18 protein-coding genes are annotated in these 17,822 nt (G+C 63.5%); 11 read left to right on the top strand and 7 right to left on the bottom strand.

Annotation, left to right across the window (positions count from 1 at the left end):
- Positions 1-271: 271 nt before the first annotated feature.
- The 5 genes from bioB to bioZ are packed head-to-tail and all read left to right on the top strand — an operon-like array spanning position 272 to position 5,316.
- Complete coding sequence (bioB, locus tag AC3WWH_RS09685; RefSeq protein WP_058322831.1) at positions 272-1,288, top strand: biotin synthase BioB; 1,017 nt, start codon at positions 272-274, stop codon at positions 1,286-1,288.
- Positions 1,285-2,430: an 8-amino-7-oxononanoate synthase gene (locus AC3WWH_RS09690; RefSeq protein WP_058322832.1), complete on the top strand. Its 1,146-nt coding sequence runs from the start codon at positions 1,285-1,287 to the stop codon at positions 2,428-2,430. The genes bioB and AC3WWH_RS09690 overlap by 4 nt, the downstream gene beginning before the upstream one ends.
- Positions 2,427-3,065, top strand: a complete 639-nt coding sequence (gene bioD / locus AC3WWH_RS09695) for a dethiobiotin synthase (RefSeq protein ID WP_058322833.1) — start codon at positions 2,427-2,429, stop codon at positions 3,063-3,065. Before AC3WWH_RS09690 ends, bioD begins: the two co-directional genes overlap by 4 nt.
- Positions 3,062-4,330, top strand: a complete 1,269-nt coding sequence (locus tag AC3WWH_RS09700) for an adenosylmethionine--8-amino-7-oxononanoate transaminase (RefSeq protein ID WP_058322834.1) — start codon at positions 3,062-3,064, stop codon at positions 4,328-4,330. Before bioD ends, AC3WWH_RS09700 begins: the two co-directional genes overlap by 4 nt.
- Entirely contained in the window at positions 4,327-5,316 is a 990-nt protein-coding gene (bioZ, locus tag AC3WWH_RS09705; protein ID WP_058322835.1) for a 3-oxopimeloyl-[acyl-carrier-protein] synthase BioZ, read from the top strand. The genes AC3WWH_RS09700 and bioZ overlap by 4 nt, the downstream gene beginning before the upstream one ends.
- Before the next feature lie 63 nt (positions 5,317-5,379).
- On the opposite strand, the gene AC3WWH_RS09710 is transcribed toward bioZ, so the two are convergent.
- Positions 5,380-6,381, bottom strand: coding sequence for a LacI family DNA-binding transcriptional regulator (locus AC3WWH_RS09710; RefSeq protein ID WP_058322836.1), 1,002 nt, complete (start codon positions 6,379-6,381; stop codon positions 5,380-5,382).
- A gap of 296 nt (positions 6,382-6,677) precedes the next feature.
- Between AC3WWH_RS09710 and AC3WWH_RS09715 the strand changes: the two genes are divergently transcribed.
- The 4 genes from AC3WWH_RS09715 to AC3WWH_RS09730 all read left to right on the top strand — a co-directional run bounded on the left by AC3WWH_RS09715 (position 6,678) and on the right by AC3WWH_RS09730 (position 10,912).
- Positions 6,678-7,610: a sugar ABC transporter substrate-binding protein gene (locus tag AC3WWH_RS09715; RefSeq protein ID WP_057251882.1), complete on the top strand. Its 933-nt coding sequence runs from the start codon at positions 6,678-6,680 to the stop codon at positions 7,608-7,610.
- Positions 7,611-7,728: 118 nt separating this feature from the next.
- Complete coding sequence (locus AC3WWH_RS09720) at positions 7,729-9,291, top strand: sugar ABC transporter ATP-binding protein (protein WP_058322975.1); 1,563 nt, start codon at positions 7,729-7,731, stop codon at positions 9,289-9,291.
- A gap of 1 nt (position 9,292) precedes the next feature.
- On the top strand, positions 9,293-10,306 hold the full coding sequence (locus AC3WWH_RS09725) for an ABC transporter permease (protein WP_058322837.1): 1,014 nt from the start codon (positions 9,293-9,295) through the stop codon (positions 10,304-10,306).
- A 135-nt stretch (positions 10,307-10,441) separates the two neighbouring features.
- Positions 10,442-10,912, top strand: coding sequence for an RbsD/FucU family protein (locus tag AC3WWH_RS09730; RefSeq protein WP_492376953.1), 471 nt, complete (start codon positions 10,442-10,444; stop codon positions 10,910-10,912).
- Positions 10,913-10,969: 57 nt separating this feature from the next.
- Here the strand turns inward: AC3WWH_RS09730 and ubiV are convergent, their stop codons facing one another.
- The 3 genes from ubiV to ubiT are packed head-to-tail and all read right to left on the bottom strand — an operon-like array spanning position 10,970 to position 13,408.
- Positions 10,970-11,914, bottom strand: a complete 945-nt coding sequence (gene ubiV / locus AC3WWH_RS09735; RefSeq protein ID WP_492376954.1) for a ubiquinone anaerobic biosynthesis protein UbiV — start codon at positions 11,912-11,914, stop codon at positions 10,970-10,972.
- 7 nt (positions 11,915-11,921) lie between these two features.
- Positions 11,922-12,899, bottom strand: a complete 978-nt coding sequence (gene ubiU, locus AC3WWH_RS09740; protein WP_058322840.1) for a ubiquinone anaerobic biosynthesis protein UbiU — start codon at positions 12,897-12,899, stop codon at positions 11,922-11,924.
- The gene (gene ubiT / locus AC3WWH_RS09745) at positions 12,890-13,408 is read right to left on the bottom strand and encodes a ubiquinone anaerobic biosynthesis accessory factor UbiT (RefSeq protein ID WP_492376955.1); all 519 of its coding nucleotides are present in this window, start codon (positions 13,406-13,408) and stop codon (positions 12,890-12,892) included. The genes ubiU and ubiT overlap by 10 nt, the downstream gene beginning before the upstream one ends.
- 127 nt (positions 13,409-13,535) lie before the next feature.
- Between ubiT and AC3WWH_RS09750 the strand changes: the two genes are divergently transcribed.
- Complete coding sequence (locus tag AC3WWH_RS09750; RefSeq protein ID WP_492376956.1) at positions 13,536-15,047, top strand: UbiD family decarboxylase; 1,512 nt, start codon at positions 13,536-13,538, stop codon at positions 15,045-15,047.
- Positions 15,044-15,622, top strand: a complete 579-nt coding sequence (locus AC3WWH_RS09755) for a UbiX family flavin prenyltransferase (protein ID WP_057251875.1) — start codon at positions 15,044-15,046, stop codon at positions 15,620-15,622. The genes AC3WWH_RS09750 and AC3WWH_RS09755 overlap by 4 nt, the downstream gene beginning before the upstream one ends.
- Here AC3WWH_RS09755 and AC3WWH_RS09760 read toward each other — a convergent pair.
- The 3 genes from AC3WWH_RS09760 to AC3WWH_RS09770 all read right to left on the bottom strand — a co-directional run bounded on the left by AC3WWH_RS09760 (position 15,619) and on the right by AC3WWH_RS09770 (position 17,663).
- A complete protein-coding gene (locus AC3WWH_RS09760; protein ID WP_113132527.1) occupies positions 15,619-16,311 on the bottom strand; it encodes an NnrU family protein in 693 nt (230 codons plus the stop codon). The genes AC3WWH_RS09755 and AC3WWH_RS09760 overlap by 4 nt on opposite strands.
- Positions 16,312-16,321: 10 nt before the next feature.
- On the bottom strand, positions 16,322-16,750 hold the full coding sequence (locus AC3WWH_RS09765) for a hemerythrin domain-containing protein (protein ID WP_058322843.1): 429 nt from the start codon (positions 16,748-16,750) through the stop codon (positions 16,322-16,324).
- Positions 16,751-16,979: 229 nt separating this feature from the next.
- On the bottom strand, positions 16,980-17,663 hold the full coding sequence (locus AC3WWH_RS09770) for a DUF1326 domain-containing protein (RefSeq protein WP_058322844.1): 684 nt from the start codon (positions 17,661-17,663) through the stop codon (positions 16,980-16,982).
- Between the last annotated feature and the right edge of the window lie 159 nt (positions 17,664-17,822).

Below are 17,822 nucleotides of genomic sequence, written 5' to 3' on the forward strand. Positions count from 1 at the left end.
GGGAGATCTGCGGATGGTGCGAGGCGCAAGGTCCGAAAATCTGGGCATTTGGCGGCTGCTCTCATTGCCATCAGCTGATGCCGCCAAGGCGGAGAGTTGCGGCATTTGCCCTTCTCGCCGCATCCGTTGAATCGTATGAAAGCACGCTATAATTGAAGTAGTAGAGTGCGCTCTCCTTTTGGGTGGTTGCTTGATGCGGTGCTCGTGAAAATTATAGATAATAATGGATTCTATCTATTTTGCTTTGCCGCAAACAGGGAAGTGAACGAACATGCTGGATACAAACAGATCGACCGAGCCGACCTCGGGAGCCACCAAACCCGCCAAAACCGGTTGGAATCTGGCCGACGCGCAAAAAATCTATAATTTGTCGTTCAACGACCTTCTGTATCGTGCGCAGTCCGTTCACCGCGCCCAGTTCGACCCCAATGCCATCCAGATGAGCCGCCTGCTCTCGATCAAGACCGGCGGCTGTGCCGAAGACTGCGGCTATTGCAGCCAGTCGGCGCACTACCCGACGGGGCTGAAAGCGTCGAAACTGATGGAAGTCGAACAGGTTCTTGCAGAGGCACGCAAAGCGAGGGATGGCGGCGCGACGCGCTATTGCATGGGCGCCGCCTGGCGCAGCCCGAAGGAGCGCGACATGGAGGCGATCGTCGCCATGGTCCGCGGCGTCCGGTCGCTCGGCATAGAGACCTGCATGACGCTTGGCATGCTGACGCCGGAACAATCCGGGCGGCTCGCAGATGCCGGGCTCGACTACTACAACCACAATGTCGATACGTCGGAGCGCTTCTACGGCGAGATCATCACCACCCGCAGCTTTGCCGACCGGCTGGAAACGTTGGCAAACGTCCGCGAGGCCGGCATCAAGGTCTGCGCCGGCGGCATTCTCGGCATGGGCGAGACGGCTGACGATCGGATCTCGATGCTGGTGACGCTCGCCAATCTGCCGGTGCCCCCCGAAAGCGTGCCGATCAACATGCTGATTCCGATCCCAGGCTCGAAGCTTGCCGATGCGGCGCCCGTCGATCCGATCGATTTCGTCCGCACCATCGCACTCGCCCGCATACTCATGCCCGCGTCTCACGTCCGCCTTTCAGCCGGCCGCACCGACATGAGCGACGAGATGCAGGCACTCTGTTTCTTCGCCGGCGCCAATTCGATCTTCGTCGGCGAAACGCTGCTGACCGCCGACAACCCCGGCGAGGATCACGATGCGGCACTCTTCCGCCGCCTCGGGCTGAAGCCGATGGCGCCTACGGCAGAACCGGAAGCGGCCGAATGACCGCGGGCTTGCTCCACCGCTACGAGAAGACGCTTCACGGCCTTGAACGCAAGGAGCGCCGCCGCGAACTCGCCTCCGGCAGTGGGGTCGACTTCACCTCGAACGACTATCTGGCGCTCGCCGGATCGCCGCGTCTGAAGGCCGCAATTGCCTCAGCGATCGACCGCGGCGTGCCGGTCGGGTCCGGCGGTTCGCGGCTGTTGCGCGGCAACCATGCGGAACATGAGGCGCTGGAGGCGGAGGCGGCAGCGTTCTTTGGCGTGGAGCGAACGCTGTTCTTCGGCAGCGGCTATGCGGCCAATGCCGCCTTGTTTTCGACGCTGCCGCAGCGCGACGACATTATCGTCCACGATGCCCTGATCCATGCGAGTGCCCATGAGGGGATCGCCGCAAGCAGGGCCGGCGCGGTCGCGGTCAAGCACAACGACGTCGACGCCTTTGCCGATGCGATCGGCACGTGGCGCAAGCGCGGCGGCATGGGACATCCCTGGATCGCCGTCGAAAGCCTCTATTCCATGGATGGCGACCGGGCGCCGCTTGCGGATCTCGCCGCACTGGCCGCGCGGCATGATGGTTTTCTGGTGGTCGACGAAGCGCATGCGACCGGCGTTTTCGGACCCGACGGCCGTGGTCTGGCCGCGGAATTGGAAGGCCGAAGGAATCTCGTTGTGCTCCATACCTGCGGCAAGGCGCTCGGCGTTTCCGGCGCCCTTGTTGGCGCAAACGCCGTGCTTTGCGACTATCTTGTCAACCGTGCCCGCAACTTCATCTATTCCACGGCGCCATCGCCGCTGATCGCTGCCGCCGTCCGCGAGGCTCTTGTGACACTCGCGGATGAGCCTCGGCGCCGGGCGGAGTTCGATGATCTCAGGACCTTCGCCAATCGGGCGCTTGCCGAAACCCTCGGCATCCAAAGCAGCGGCTCGCAGATCCTTCCAGTCCCGGTCGGCGACAACGGTCGCGCCGTGCGGATTGCGGCGCGGATGCGCGCCGAGGGGTTTGATATCAGGGCGATCCGTCCACCAACTGTTCCCGAAGGGACGGCGCGGCTTCGGATCGCGATCACGCTGAATGTCGACCGGCCGATGATCACGCGCATGCTGCAGGGCTTGAAGGTCGCAATGACGGAGGAGCGGTCATGATGCGCCGTTTCGTCGTTACCGGCACGGATACCGGCATCGGCAAGACGATATTCTCCGCGGCGCTGACCGACGCGCTTTCCGGTTGCTACTGGAAACCGGTGCAATCGGGACTCGATGAAGAAACCGACAGCGAGGCTGTAGCGCGGCTCGGTCGGATCCCGCCCGAGCGCATCCTGCCTGAGACCTATCGGCTGAGGACACCGGCTTCGCCACATCTGTCGGCGCGGATCGATGGTGTGTCGATCCGGCCTGAACATCTCTTGCCGCCCAAGGTCGACCGCCCGCTCGTCATCGAGGGGGCAGGCGGGCTTCTGGTGCCTCTCACCGAGCGGAGCGTCTTTGCCGATGTGTTCGCGCGCTGGCAAATCCCGGTCATTCTCTGCGCCCGCACGGGGCTCGGCACGATCAATCACACGCTGCTGTCGCTCGAGGCGCTCCGGCGCCGTGCGATCCCGGTCCTGGGTGTCGCCTTCATCGGCGAGGAGCAGGCGGATAGCGAAGCGATCGTCGCGGAACTGGGGGAGGTTCGACGGCTGGGGCGGCTGCAGCGGCTCGACCCGTTGACGCCGGAACGGCTGCGGCAGGCGTTTCGCGAGAATTTCAACGTCGACGATTTGCTGGAGGTGCCGGCATGAGAAATTCCACCGTCTGGTATCCCTTCACCCAGCATGCATTGGAGCCGGCGATGCGACGCGTCGTCCGGACCGAGGGCGCCTATCTCATCGACGAACACGGGGCGGCGATCCTCGATGCGATTTCGTCCTGGTGGGTCATCACCCACGGCCACCGGCATCCCGCCATCATGGAAGCGATCCGCATGGCCACGGAGACCCATGATCAGATCATCTTCGCTGAATACACCCACGCGCCGGCGGAAGACCTGGCGAGAGGGCTGATCGAGATCGCGCCACCCGGGCTCGCCCATGTGTTCTACTCCGACAGCGGCTCGACCGCGGTCGAAGTCGCGCTGAAGATGGCACTTGGTTTCTTCCACAATCTCGGCCGGCCGCGAAACCGTATCTGCGTGCTCGAACATGGCTATCATGGCGATACGATCGGCACGATGTCGGCGGGGGAAAGGGGCGTCTTCAATGCGCCTTACGCGCCGTTGCTCTTCGCCGTCGATCGGCTACCGTTTCCGGAGCCGGATCAAGAGCAGACGACGCTCGATGCCTTCGAGGCGGCCTGTGCCACCGGCGAGGTTGCGGCCCTGTTAATCGAACCACTGCTCCTCGGTGCGGGCGGTATGAAAACCTACGAGCCTTCCGTGCTTGCCAAGTTGAAACGGATCGCCGAACGGCACGGCAGCCTGTTGATCGCCGACGAGGTGATGACCGGGTGGGGAAGGACGGGCAGGCTGTTTGCCTGCGAGCAGGCTGGCATCACGCCCGATATTCTTTGCACCTCGAAGGGACTGACCGGTGGCGCGCTGCCCTTGGCGGCGACACTCTGCACGGCCGAGATCTTCGAGGCGCATCTCTCGACAGATCGACGCAAGACGTTCTTCCATTCGAGTTCCTATACGGCCAATCCTATCGCCTGCGCGGCAGCGCTCGCCAATCTCGCCGTCTGGAAAGAAGAGCCTGTGCGAGAACGGATCGACGCGTTGACGGAGGAGCAGCGTCGGCATGTCGCTCGCTTCGCCGACGATCCCCGGTTCAGCGATACCCGCCAGTTCGGAACGATTGCCGCGCTGGATCTCAAGGTTCCGGCCGGCGGCTATCTCTCCGAGATCGGCCCGCGGCTCAGGGCCTTCTTCCGCGAGCGGCGATTGCTGATCCGCCCGCTCGGCAATGTCATTTATCTGATGCCACCCTATTGCGTGACCGCCGATGAGCTCGACCGGGCCTTTGGAGCGATCGACGAGGCGGCATCGCTTTTCGCGGCAGGGCGGCTGTGAGCGCCGCACGGTCATCTCGCGTTGTCGGTTTCGGCCATGCCGTGCCGGCACGGCGCGTTGCCAATGCCGAGATCGAAACGAAGCTCGGTCTCGATCCCGGCTGGATCGAGCGTCGTACCGGCATTCGCGAGCGGCGTTGGGTCGAGGATGGCGAGACATTGACGGGACTTGCGTCGAGCGCCGGCGCGGCGGCGCTCGAGGATGCCGGCATGCCGCGGGGCGATGTCGCCCTGACCCTGTTGGCGACCTCCACGCCCGATCATCTCCTGCCGCCTTCCGCACCTTTGCTCGCCCACCGGCTCGGGCTCACCCGTTCCGGCGCGATCGATCTGGCCGGTGCGTGCTCGGGGTTCCTCTATGCTTTGACGCTTGCCGACGGCTTTGTCCGTTCGCAGGGAAAACCGGTATTGGTGGTGGCGGCCAACATTCTGAGCCGACGCATCAACCCGGCGGAAAGAGCAAGCACCGTTCTCTTTGCCGACGCGGCGGGTGCGGTCGTCGTTGCGCCTTCCGATGATCCGCAGACCGGTTTGCTTGGCGTTGACCTTGCCGCCGACGGCAGCCGCTACGACCTGATCTCAATCGCAGCCGGCGGCAGCAGCCAACCGTTCTCACCGGGCCTGCAGCCCGAGGATTTCCTGATGACGATGCGCGACGGGCGGGAGATGTTCGCCCAGGCGGTGGAGATGATGACAGCCTGTGCCGTCCGCGCAATGGATGCCGCCGGCTGCAATCCCCAAGAGATCAGCCGCTTCGTGCCGCATCAGGCCAATGCCCGGATCTTTGACGCCGTCTGCGATCGCCTTGCCATCGAGCCTGCAAGAACCGTGCGGAGCATCGCGGACTACGGCAACTCGTCCGCCGCGACGATTCCGCTCTCGCTATCGTTGGCGCGAGAAGAGCGGCCGTTCGATCGCGGGGAGAAGCTGCTGTTGACGGCAGCGGGCGCCGGGCTCACCGGAGGCGCGGTGGTGCTTGGCTGTTAGCCGGTGCGAGACGGGTGCGGAAATCGCGCGCAATTTTCGCGCCTCACTTGGGCAGGCTCGCAGTCAGGGCGTCCCAGGCGCTGCGCAGGATCCGCGGCGTATGAGGACTGGCTGCAGCTTGTATTCCTCCTGCAGCGCGTGGCTGCCGAGCACGCCGTCCAGCGCCAGCCGAGCGATCTCGTCGATCGGCTGGCGGATCGTCGTCAGGCGCGGCAGCACCAGCGACGCAAGCGGGATGTCGTCGAAGCCGACGATCGAAAGATCGGTCGGCACGCGCACGCCCATGTCGCCGGCGGCGCGCAGAAGACCGATCGCCTGCTGATCGCTCGCAGTGGCGATCGCCGTCGGGCGCGTTGCTGCCGCTTGTGTCAGCATCTGCTTACCGAGCTCTTCGCCCGAGCGGTAGTCGAAGTGACCTTCGACGACCTGCGGTGCGACGTATTCGCCTGGATGGTTCGTGCGGAATTCCTCGAGTCGCTGCTTAAAGCCATCGCGGCGCTCGCCCGACACCTCGGTCGAACTCGGTCCGCTGATGTAGCCGAGCCGGCGATGCCCGAGTGCGAGCAGATGATCGGCGGCGAGGTAGCCGCCCTGCCTGTTGTCGACGGCAACGAGCGCATGCCCGCTCAAGGGCCGGTCGACGGTTACCGTCCGCGTGCCGGCGACAAGTCCGTCGACGAGACTGTTGCTGACGGGAACGAGGATCAAACCGGCGGGCAGGCGCCCGAGCAGTGTCTCGATCTGCTGCCTTTCGGCCTCCGGGTCGTCATGGGTGTTGGCGAGCAGAACCGAATATCCCTCGGCCGAAGCAAGCATCTCGACATGCTTGGCAAGCTCGGCGAAGAAGGGATTGGTGATATCGGGCACGACCAGCCCGATGATGTCGGTTTTGGCGAGCCTGAGACTGCGGCCGAGGATGTTCGGGCGGTAGCCGATTGCCTCAATCGTTGCTTCCACTTTCTTCCGGATGTCTTCGCTGACCGTCTTGTTCTTGGCGAGGACGCGCGAAACAGTGCCCACGGAGACACCGGCACGCTGGGCAACATCCTTTATCGTCGGGTTCAAACGGTCGGCTCCAGTCCCATTTTCTGCGTCCGCTGCGGTTAGAAATCATGCAGCAGATCAAAGCGTTATCGCAAGCCCCCGGGGCATCGGGTGGCGGCTGGTTTCTTCCTCTTAAATCAGAGAATGCCGGCAACAGATAGCGACTTCCAGCACAAATTTCACCGCGATGAAACGTTTCATATTGACAGCAGAGAGATGTTTCGCTCTTCTTGGCGGTAGAAGCGGTTCATTCGCATTCACTTGATGAAACGTTTCATCGATGGTTGGAGGACCGTCGTTTCACCGGAGGAGAACCCATGAAGCTTTCAAGATTCGCATCTATCGTCGCGCTCACTGTTGCCACTGCGCTCCCGACGATCGCGATGGCCGCCGACAAACCCGTCGTTGGCCTCGTCATGAAGTCGCTTGCCAACGACTTCTTCAAGAACATGCTCGAAGGCGCAGAGGCGCATGCAAAGAAGCGGGGCGACTACGAGCTCAAAGCCATCGGCATGCAGAACGAGACGGATTTCGAGAGCCAATTGAACGGCGTCGAAAACTTCATCACCCAAGGCGTCGACGCGATCGTCATCGCACCAGCCGACTCCCGCGCCATGGTCGCGCCGCTGAAGAAGGCGATGGACGCCGGCATCGTCGTCGTCAACTTCGACGTCTCGCTCGACGAGCAGGCGAAGAAGGATGCGGGTGTCGACCTCGCCTTCGTCGGTCCTGACAACCGCGGCGGCGCCAAGATGGTCGGCGATGCGCTCGCCAAGGACCTTGGCGCCGGCGGCAAGGTCGTGATCCTCGAAGGCAACCCGGGCGCCGACAATGCGGCGCAGCGCAAGCTCGGTTTTGAAGACGCGGTCGCCGCCGGCAAGCTCGATCTTCTCGATTCCCGCACGGCTCATTGGGAAACGGAAGAGGCGAACGCCGTCTTTTCCACCATGCTGACGGCGCATCCCGATATCCAGGGTGTGCTCGCGGCCAACGATTCGATGGCGATCGGGGTGGTCAAGGCGCTCGATGCGGTCGGCCGCAATGACATCAAGGTCGTCGGCTTCGACAACGTGCCAGCGGTCGCGCCCATGCTGAAGGACGGCAAGCTGCTCGCGACCGTCGACCAGTTCGGCTCGGAGATGGCGGCCAATGCGATCGACAAGGCGCTCGCCGTCGTCGCCGGCGGTCCCAAGCTTGAAGGCTGGGTCAAGACCGACATCAAACTCGTGACCAAGGACGACGTGAAATAGCCCAGAGATTGCTTCTACCGCACCGGGTGTCGCCCGGTGCGGCTTAGGCAGGAACAGCGGACGCGGGATGCGATTGGCTCCCGTTCGGAACTGCTGCGTTTCAAAGGGCTAGATTATGATGAACACGGAATCAGTGCGAGCGGATGCGGCTGACATTTCGACGCGGCCCGTTCTGGAGCTGCACGATGTCAGGAAGGCCTTCGGCGGCACCAAGGCGCTGAACGGCGTCAGCCTTTCTATTGAGCCAGGCGAAGTGCATGGCCTGATCGGCGAGAACGGCGCCGGAAAGTCCACGTTGATCAAGGTGCTCTGCGGCATCGTCCGTCCGGACGAGGGCGCGATCAACCTGTCCGGCCGCGCTTACGCGCCGACGACGCCGCGCGAGGCCAAGGCCAACGGCCTCCAGGTCGTGCACCAGGAATTCAACCTGCTGCCCTATCTCTCAGTGGCGGAAAACATCTTCATCGAACATCTGCCGCGCAATGCACTCGGCGTTGTCAGGCTGCAGGAGATGCATGCCGGCGCGCGTGCCGCGCTCGACGCCATCGGGCTCAGCGATATCGACGTGCGTTGGCCGGTCGAGCGGCTCGGCATCGCCCATCGCCAGCTCGTCGAAGTTGCCAGAGCGCTGATGACGGAAAGCCGCATCCTCATACTGGACGAACCGACGGCAACGCTGACGTCGCGCGAGACCGAGCGGCTGTTCAAGATCATCAACGAGCTTCGCAGTCGCGGCGTGTCGATCATCTTCGTTTCCCATCACCTCGACGAGGTCTTCCGCATTTGCGACCGGGTGACGGTGCTGCGCAACGGCGAGACGGTGTTCTCGCGGCCGATTGCCGAAACCAACCAGGACGAACTGGTGCGCGCCATGGTCGGCCGCAAGCTGCAACAGCAGATGGCGAGCGAAATGGTGTCGTTGGCGCGCCCCGAAGAAGCGCTGTCGCTCGTCAACTTCCGCCATCCGCAATCGCCCCATGCCCAAGGCATCTCGCTTCAGTTGCACAAAGGCGAAATCCTCGGGATTGCCGGTCTCGTCGGTTCGGGGCGCACCGAGCTCTTGCGCGCGATCGCCGCTGCCGAGCCACCGCTCTCCGGCGCGCTTCGTCTTGAGGGTGCGCCCGTTTCCTTCCGCTCGCCGCGCGAGGCGATCAATGCCGGCATCGGTTTCGTCACCGAGGACAGGAAGGAAGAGGGGCTGATCCTCAACATGCCGATCGCGGTCAACGTCACGCTCGCGTCTCTCTCGGACGTGTCGCGCGCCGGCATCCTCGACAGGAAGGCCGAGATCGCGGTGACGGAGCGGCTCGGTGCCGAGCTCAAGCTGAAATATGGCGGGCCGGGCAGGAATGCCGCGACGCTTTCCGGCGGCAACCAGCAGAAGGTGGTACTCGCCAAGTGGCTGGCGCGGAATCCGAAAGTGCTTTTGCTCGACGAACCGACGCGCGGCGTCGACGTCGGCGCGAAGGCCGAAATCTATGCGTTGATCCGCCAGTTCGCCGAACGCGGTCTCGCGCTCCTGATCGTCTCGTCCGAACTGCCGGAGCTGATGACGCTGTCGGACCGGATCCTGGTGATGTCGCAGCACCGCGTCGTCGGCGAACTGTCGCGGCCGGAATTCTCCGAAGAACGTATCCTGCAATACGCCTACCAGGGCGAGCAGCAACAGGCGAGGCACTGAGATGCAAGCACTCGAAAAGACACAAGCGAGCGATACCGCCGATACGCGCCGGCTGACGGGCTGGTCGCCGAAGGTGCTCCTGCGCGATGCCGGGATCGGCCTGGCGCTGCTGCTTTTGATCGTCTTCTTCTCGGTCAGCACCGAGCATTTCCTGACGCCCAACAACATCTCCAATATCCTGACGCAGATCACCATCAACCTGATCCTCGCCGTCGGCATGACCTTCGTCATCCTGATCGGCGGCATCGATCTCTCCGTCGGCTCGATGCTCGCCTTCTGCGCCGTTGTCGGTGGCACGGTGCTGACGATCCCCGACCTCTCCGTGTTCCAGGCGGTGGTGCTTGCGACGCTCGCAGCCGTCAGCACCGGCGTCATCTGCGGCTTCCTCAATGGCTGGATCAGCGCCTTCTGGGGCCTGCCGTCGTTCATCGTCACGCTCGGCATGCTCAATATCGCCCGTGGCGCCGCACTTCAGGTGACGGATGCGCGGACGATCTATTCCTTCCCGCCGAGCTTCAACGCCTTCGGTTCGCAGATGATCCTCGGCATACCCGTGGTCTTCCTGATCGCACTGGTGCTCGTCGCGATCGCCTGGTTCGTGCTGTCGAAGACGGTGTTCGGCCGGCTGCTCTATGGCATCGGCAACAATGAGGAGGCCGTGCGCCTCGCCGGCCACTCGCTGATGTTCTACAAGGTGGCGGCGTTCACCATCGCCGGCGCGCTCGTCGGCATCGCCGCCATGGTCTACATGGCACGCCTCAACATCGCCAGCCCGATCATCGGCATTGGCTTCGAATTGAACGCCATCGCCGCCGTCATCATCGGCGGAACGAGCCTCAACGGCGGTCGGGGCACCGTGATCGGAACGCTGCTTGGAGCCTGCATCACCGGGGTTCTAGCCAACGGCCTCATCCTGTTCGGGCTCAGCGACTTCATGCGCCAGATGATAACAGGCGTCGTCATCATCCTCGCCGTGATCATCGACAAATATCGCGAGCGGCTGACGGGCATCTGATCGGGGCGGCTTGCCGCCCGCTCCCAACCAACGAGAAACGTTCATGCGCGCTGCTGGGGCGACGAGGCCCGCACGCATTGCAGTTTCGTGCCCGGATTTCCGTGGGCAGAGACAAGCTGAGGAAAGGATAGGCTGATGCTTATGAATGTTGACCCTGCGCTGAATGCGGACGTGTTGCACGCGCTTCGCTCCATGGGCCACGGAGACCGGATCGCACTCGTCGACGCGAACTTTCCGGCCGACACGATTGCCCGCAACACCCGGCTTGGCCTGCCGTTGCACATTGCCAATGTTTCGGCTGCGCGCGCAGCCAGAGCCATCCTCTCCGTCATGCCGCTCGATACGCCGCTGCAGCCTTCCGCCGCTCGAATGGCGCCAGAAGCCAAGGCGGGGGAGTTGCCGGATGTCCAGCTGGAGGTGCAGGCCGAAATCGCACGGGCGGACGGCGACGCGCCGAAGATGTACGCGATCGAGCGCTTCGCCTTCTACGAGGACGCAAGACGCGCCTATTGCGTCATCGTGACCGGCGAGGCGCGCCTTTATGGCTGCTTCCTGTTCACCAAGGGCGTAGTGCCGCCCACCAGCCATTGGGACGAGGCGATGTGACGGAAGGCGGCATCGTTGCTTCCTCGCCGCCCGGCACAAGTGTGGCCGGCCCGCGACTCAGGCAGCCGGGATCGCCAAGGACGCTGGTACCTTGACCCAGGCCGCTCCCGTCTGGCCGTGGTGGAAGCCATTGGAAAACGGGACTCCCGGATAGACAGACTCGAGGCGTGCCAGGCTTTCGTCGATGGCGCGCCGGCCGACGATCGCGTCGCCATAGATCTCGGCGACGGCGACCATGTCGCAGTCCTGTGGGGACAGCCGGATGCGGGAGACGCCGGCGGCGGCAAGTTCAGGCAGTTCCTGCATCAGCGCCTGGCAGGTGTGCGACATGGTCTGCACGCCGTTCAGTGCGAGGAAAGGCTGACGGTCGAGCGTCTCGACGGTCAGGCCATCCGTATCCTCGCCGCAGATGAACTGGCAATTGTCCTTGATCAGGCCCTTGGAACGGGCATGGGCGCAGCGCGCCGAGATCGCCAGCGGCACGCGACCGAACGCGAAGATCTCGAAAGCGAGGCCCGGATTGTCCTTGATGATGCCGCGCACCGACGCCATCGGCAGTTCTGGCGGCAGACAGATGCTCGTCGCGCCCCTCGATGCCAATAGCCTGGCGGTTGCGCCGTTATAGACGTTGACCAGCGGACCGACCGAATGCGGCCTGCCGGCAAGCAGGTGCAGCGCGGATAGGTCGTTGGCCTCGATCGGGTAGGTGCTGTCACGCACCAGCCCGCGCACGAGCTGGCTTTCGCGTTCCAGCGTCACCAGCGCCAGCGAGGCGAGGCTCACCTCTTTGCCGGCACTCTCCAGCCGCTCGATGACCTCTCCGACATGCGGCTCGATGAAATGCAGCCGCTTCGAGCACACGGCCTCGCCGATCGTTACATGGGCGACCGGCGCCTCGTCGGCGATGCGGAAATAGAAGTCGCGCCACTTGGGGCCGTCCCAGAGATAATAGACCGGGCCGAGGCTCAAGGCGGGCTTGGATGGGCTCGTAGATGTGGTCATGGGCCGATTACCTCCAGCGCTTCTCATAGGCGCCTGTTGTCGTCTTCTGGCCTTCGCTGAGCGCTTTAAGCCGCGATACCAAACCGGGCCGCTCGGCGGCGCCGGCGGTCAGCGCCCGCCGCATGACCGAGACGACCTCGGCGACATAGGCCTTGCCGCGCTGCCGCCCTTCGATCTTCAGTGCGCTGACGCCCGCGCTGCGCAGCGCATCGATATGGTCCATCACGTCGAGCGAAACCGGATCCTCGAAGGCGTAGCCGCGCTCGTCGGCGATGTCGAAACGTCCCTTGCAGAGCGTCGGATAGCCGGCGGCCTCGCCGGCCGGGAAGCGGTTGATCGTGTAGTCGCCGAGCTCGGAGACGAGATCGCGCCCGTCCTGGCGGTAACGCACATGGCTTGCGGGCGAGCAGACGCCGTTCATGTTGGGCGACTTGCCCGTGGCGTAGGAAGAGAGCGAACAGCGCCCTTCGGCCATGACACACAGGCCGCCAAAGGCGAAGACCTCGATCTCGCAATCGATCTGCTTGGCGAGGCGGGCGATGTCGGCGATCGTCAGTGTGCGCGGAAGCACGACGCGTTTTGCCGCGAAGGCCACGACGAGGAACCGCACGGCATCGGCATTGGAGGCGGAGGCTTGCACGGAGACATGCAGCCGCTGCTGCGGATGGCGCTCGACCGTGTAGGCCATCAGGCCGAAGTCGGCGAGGATGACGGCATCGGCGCCGAGTGCGACGGCGTCGTCCACCGCCTGGTGCCAGAGTTTTTCCTGACCGGCGCGCATGAAGGTGTTGATCGCGACGAAGGTCATCACCTTGCGCTGCTTGGCATAGGCAATGGCCGTCCGAAGCTCCTCTCGGGAGAAGTTCAGCCCGGGAAAATTGCGGGCGTTGGTTTCGTCGCGAAAACCGCAATAGACCGCGTCGGCGCCGGCATCGACGGCTTCGCGGAAGGCGGCCGGCGTGCCGGCGGGGCAGATCAGTTCCATTGGGGAGCCTCCTCCTTGAGAACGCGGCCAAGTGCGCGCTCACGGATTTCCTCCCCGGCGCGGCGCACGAGCGGTGCGAACGGCCCGCTCATGTCAGCAAGATCGCGTGGGAGATCGATTTCGCAATCGTCGAGTGCGTTGCGCAGCGCCAGCATCGCCTCCATGTCGCCGCTGACGGTGAGATCGCGCGAGAAGAAGACGGCGTCGCCATCGATACGGCCTTCAAGCAACGCCAGCAGCAGCACCAATTCACCTTCCATGCAGGCATCGGAAGCCGGCGCGCACCCCTTGCGGTGGACGGAGATGCGCGGCACGGCCGGTTCGACGAGAAAGCCGATCGGCAGATCGGAGGGCAGGAAGGCGTAGCGCTTGGCCGCATGCTCCGCGAGACGATCGAAAAGACCGGGATGGGACTCGATCACGCGGGCGAACACGCGTTGCACCACGTTTTCGATGGCGATGATGGGAACGAAGCTGAGAGGTGCGGTGATCGCGAGCGGAAGTGACATTGTTACCTTTTGGGGCTACCTGCGAAGCGACGGAATCGGACGATGCGGCGCATGCTAGTCGCCCGCCGCCGCCGGTTGTTTGCGCCACGTCAAAGACAAGGGCCATTCGCCGCCACAAACAGGCTCCATGAACAGGACCTTCCGCCCGTCCCAGGGCTTTGCAACGCTTCAGGAATTTGTCGATACGCTCGAGCGCGAGGGCGACCTGAAGCGCATCTCACGGCCGGTTTCGCTGGTGCACGAGGTGACCGAGATCCACCGCCGCGTGCTTGCGGACGACGGGCCGGCGCTTCTTTTCGAGCAGCCGATCGATGCCTCTGGCGCCGTGCAGCCGATCCCGCTTCTCACCAATCTCTTCGGGTCGGAACGCCGGATCGAACGCGGTTTCGGCCTGATGCCGGGAGGGCTCGATGCGCTTGCCGCCGAACTGGCGGAACTGCGCGACCCCAGAGCGCCGCAGTCGCTGCGCGACGCCTGGGATCGGCTGCCTCTATTGAGATCGGCGATGTATATGCGGCCGCGAAAGGTAACGCGCGCACTCTGCCAGGAGGTCGTCTGGCGTGATCACGAAATCGACCTCGGGCGCCTGCCGGTCCAATGGTGCTGGCCGGGCGAGCCGGCGCCGCTCATCACCTGGCCGCTGGTGATCACGCGCGCCCCGGATGATCCGCTGGATGTCAATGTCGGCATCTATCGCATGCAGGTGCTCGGCCCCGATCGTGCCATCGTGCGCTGGCTCGCGCACCGCGGCGGCGCCCGCCACCACCGTCTGTGGCAACGGCTGGGTCAGGATATGCCGATAGCGGTCGTTATTGGCGCCGACCCGGCAACAATCCTAGCTGCCGTCATGCCGCTGCCCGACGGGTTGAGCGAGCTGAATTTTTCAGGACTGCTCAGGCGCGGCAGGACACAGCTTGTGAAGGCGAAGACCGTGCCGCTTTCGGTGCCGGCCAATGCGGAGATCGTGCTGGAGGGTACCGTCTCTGCCGTCGAAACGGTAGAGGAGGGTCCCTATGGCGACCACACCGGCTACTATAATTCGGTCGAGCCGTTCCCGGTCATGCGTCTGTCGGCGATCACCATGCGCCGGAACCCGCTTTATCTCTCGACCTATACCGGCCGGCCGCCGGATGAGCCCTCGCGGCTCGGTGAAGCGATGAACAGGCTGTTCGTGCCGCTGGTTCGCAAGCAGTTTCCGGAGATATCCGATCTCTGGCTGCCTCCGGAAGCCTGTTCCTACAGGGCCATGGTCGTCTCGATCGACAAACGTTACCCGGGACAGGCCAAGCGTGTGATGATGGGGCTTTGGTCGATGCTGCCGCAGTTCAGCTACACCAAGCTGATTATCGCCGTCGATCCCGATATCGACGTGCGCAACTGGTCCGATGTGATATGGGCCTTGGCGACTCGTTTCGATGCCAGCCGCGACGTGACCGTGATCGAGGGTACGCCGATCGACTATCTCGACTTCGCCTCGCCGCGCTCTGGCCTCGGCGGCAAGCTCGGGCTCGACGCCACCAACAAGATAGGCACCGAAACCGATCGCGACTGGGGGCGGGTCCTCGAAATGTCGCCAGAGGTCATCGGTCAGGTCGATGCGATCTGGGCCGGTCTCGGGCTTGGAGGACTGACACGATGACCCGAATGAAGATCGTGCTCGGCGTCACCGGCGCTTCCGGTGCAGCGATTGCGGTGCGCATCGCCGAGCGGCTCAGCGATATTGAAAGCGTCGAGATGCATCTCGTCCTGTCGCCGGCGGCGCACCGCACACTCGCGCACGAGGTTGGCGCGGAGGCGCTTCCGTCGCTGTTACGTAGGGCTACCCGAACCTATGACCACGCCGACATCGGTGCGGCGATTGCGAGCGGGTCGTTTTCGACGGCGGGCATGATCATTGCTCCGTGCTCCATGCGTACGCTCGCGGCTATCTCCGCCGGCATGGCCGACAATCTCGTGGTTCGCGCCGCCGACGTGCATCTGAAGGAGCGCCGCAGGCTGATACTGATGGCGCGAGAGACGCCGCTGCATCTCGGTCACCTGCGCAACATGTGCGCCGTCACCGAAATGGGGGCGATCATCATGCCGCCCGTGCCGGCCTTCTACCATCGACCTGAAACCGTGGACGCCATCGTCGACCATCTGGCGGCGCGGGCTATCGACCTCCTGGCGCTGCCGATCGCCCCGCTGGCAAAGGCCTGGCAAGGTGAAGGCTAGTCGAAGGCAGCAGCCTGGAGCAGTGGGTCGGCGCCGAAGAGGACCTCGTGACCGCCAAGCAGCAGCCAGACGGCAATCGCCACGGTGGCAAAGGCGGCGATGATCATCACCGGATCGGCACGCAAACGGGTTTCGCCCCGAATAATCGCTGCGAAGGGCCAGACCGATGTGCCCTTCGAGGCCGCTTGCCAGCCGTCACCGAGACGACGGCGTGCGCGCTTTTCGAGCATGAAAAAACCGCCCACGGAAAACAGCGCGAAGCCGCCGAAAAGCACGAGCGAGCGCAGGTCGCCATTGGGCACGATGTGACCGGCGGCCCAGAGGAGGAAGCCCCAGAGCACCGGATGACGGGTGATCGTCACGATGGCGCCGGGCCGCTCGTTGCCCTGGTAGATCGAGATCGACAGCGCGTTCTCGCTGAAGAGGCCGGCCAGCACGAGAAAGATCCCTAGCGGCGCCAGCATGAAGGTCATCCACGCCTGCCAGGCGGCCGGTTCCCAGAGCGGGATGAAATCGAGCTGCAGCGCTGCGTGAAAAACGAACCCGAGAGCGAGCAGCGACAGCAGCGAGTAGACCGCGAAATAGGTCGAGCGGCCGAGCCGGTCGATCAGGCCCTGGCGCAGCGCCGGCCAGGCCGGCACCAGATGGAGCAGGAGGAAGACGGCGAAGGCGAGGAGGAAATAGGTCATGTCGATCTCCTCACGCATGGCGCCAGAGAAGCAGGCGTTCCGTTGCCACGTGGCGGCGAACGGTTTCGAAGAAGCCCCGCAACATGTAGCCGATCGCATCCCAGCTGAGCGAAGCCCTGTTGTCGAGAACGGCCTTCAGCACGTGCACCAGCTCGGCGGCTGCCCGTTCGTCCTGGTCGTGTTCGGCGCGCAGTCGGGCGATCAAGGCGTCGCGATCATCAGTCGCTCGCCGGTCTTCGACTGCAGGAAACAGGATCTTTTCCTCCAGCGCGTGGACGCGCCGGAGCTTTTCCGGAAGTTCCGTCATGATCACGCGGCAGCTTGTCAGGTCGATGCGGCGCGGAATGGAATCGGCGAGCGTCTCGAGGCGATCGCACAGCGAAAGAAGCTCGCGGTAAGCCTGTCCCAGCTCGTGGTGTTCCGAAAATTGCTGCTGCATCGATCTGCTCCGTTGAGTGTCGTGCTTGAACTACACCCAACGGCAACGGTCCTCTTTGACATTTCTCAAAGTCTGCGGCGTGACCGTTCATGGCTCGGACGCTTGTCTCGCGCGATACGAACGCGTTGGCGACGGGCGTCCTTGTCACAGCAATCAGATTGTGACTTGGAGTTTGCAAGCCCGGAACACGGCCGCGGCCTTTGGCCGGGCTTGGCTCCGTCGCCGTCATTCACGGACGCGGTGTCAATCGATCAAGCCATGCAGTCAGTCTTGATCTTTCGCGGACCAAACCATTCTGATTGAAGTGGTGAACACAAAAATGCGCCCATGAATCCTCGTAGGCCATCTCCATACTTCCGGTGACCGCAGTCGTACCTAGCCCGATCTCTGCGTAGGTAAACTCGAAACTGCCACTCGGACGTGCCATCGCAATGTGGAACGGTTGACCAGTAAACTCGTTGATCATCGGCCGACCGCTGCTGCGCATGACGCCGGGTATCTCTACTCTGGCGGTTCTGAGTTCCAGGTCCGCTTCAAGATGAATCGGCAGGAACAATGTCTCGCAAAACTCCGAGCATGTGGATGCGAACACGGAGAACAGATTGCTGAGTGGTTCGCCTGCTTCGCCCGAGATGATCGCTTCAAGCGCGCTCCGTCGCGCTTGATCCGCACGCTCGTCGATAACGATCAGGCGCTGGCCGTTTCCATCCTTGATTTCACCTGGCCACTTGTACATCGCCGCCCAGTTCAGGCCCGCTATCGGCGTATCGCCAAAGTAGCCTTCCACAATGTTGCCGACGAATGCCGACTGACAATAGCCGTGGGTGCTCGGCAGGTTGAACTGGCAGCCGCAGTTCATGGCGCAATTGCAGTTATCGTAAGTCTCGCTCTTGAATAGCCATTGGTCGATCATACCCTGATCCTCCCCTAGTCCGTGAGAGAGGGCAGCTCGTCAGGCTGAACTCTTCTGCATCGCTCCGCGCCCGCGACACGCGCCCAGTTTGGATGCGGAAGAAACCGAAGCTGAGCAGTGCTGACATGTGTCAACCGCGAGGCTCGAACTCCGATTATA

The sequence above is a fragment of the Ensifer sp. EB106-03-01-XG145 genome (assembly GCF_058792075.1).

Bases quoted from the DNA above. Each gene is read 5' to 3' on its own strand.
- bioB (WP_058322831.1), top strand. From the start codon at position 272: ATGCTGGATACAAACAGATCGACCGAGCCGACCTCGGGAGCCACCAAA.
- AC3WWH_RS09690 (WP_058322832.1), top strand. From the start codon at position 1,285: ATGACCGCGGGCTTGCTCCACCGCTACGAGAAGACGCTTCACGGCCTT.
- bioD (WP_058322833.1), top strand. From the start codon at position 2,427: ATGATGCGCCGTTTCGTCGTTACCGGCACGGATACCGGCATCGGCAAG.
- AC3WWH_RS09700 (WP_058322834.1), top strand. From the start codon at position 3,062: ATGAGAAATTCCACCGTCTGGTATCCCTTCACCCAGCATGCATTGGAG.
- AC3WWH_RS09715 (WP_057251882.1), top strand. From the start codon at position 6,678: ATGAAGCTTTCAAGATTCGCATCTATCGTCGCGCTCACTGTTGCCACT.
- AC3WWH_RS09720 (WP_058322975.1), top strand. From the start codon at position 7,729: ATGAACACGGAATCAGTGCGAGCGGATGCGGCTGACATTTCGACGCGG.
- AC3WWH_RS09725 (WP_058322837.1), top strand. From the start codon at position 9,293: ATGCAAGCACTCGAAAAGACACAAGCGAGCGATACCGCCGATACGCGC.
- AC3WWH_RS09730 (WP_492376953.1), top strand. From the start codon at position 10,442: ATGCTTATGAATGTTGACCCTGCGCTGAATGCGGACGTGTTGCACGCG.
- ubiV (WP_492376954.1), bottom strand. From the start codon at position 11,914: ATGACCACATCTACGAGCCCATCCAAGCCCGCCTTGAGCCTCGGCCCG.
- ubiU (WP_058322840.1), bottom strand. From the start codon at position 12,899: ATGGAACTGATCTGCCCCGCCGGCACGCCGGCCGCCTTCCGCGAAGCC.
- ubiT (WP_492376955.1), bottom strand. From the start codon at position 13,408: ATGTCACTTCCGCTCGCGATCACCGCACCTCTCAGCTTCGTTCCCATC.
- AC3WWH_RS09750 (WP_492376956.1), top strand. From the start codon at position 13,536: ATGAACAGGACCTTCCGCCCGTCCCAGGGCTTTGCAACGCTTCAGGAA.
- AC3WWH_RS09755 (WP_057251875.1), top strand. From the start codon at position 15,044: ATGACCCGAATGAAGATCGTGCTCGGCGTCACCGGCGCTTCCGGTGCA.
- AC3WWH_RS09760 (WP_113132527.1), bottom strand. From the start codon at position 16,311: ATGACCTATTTCCTCCTCGCCTTCGCCGTCTTCCTCCTGCTCCATCTG.
- AC3WWH_RS09765 (WP_058322843.1), bottom strand. From the start codon at position 16,750: ATGCAGCAGCAATTTTCGGAACACCACGAGCTGGGACAGGCTTACCGC.
- AC3WWH_RS09770 (WP_058322844.1), bottom strand. From the start codon at position 17,663: ATGATCGACCAATGGCTATTCAAGAGCGAGACTTACGATAACTGCAAT.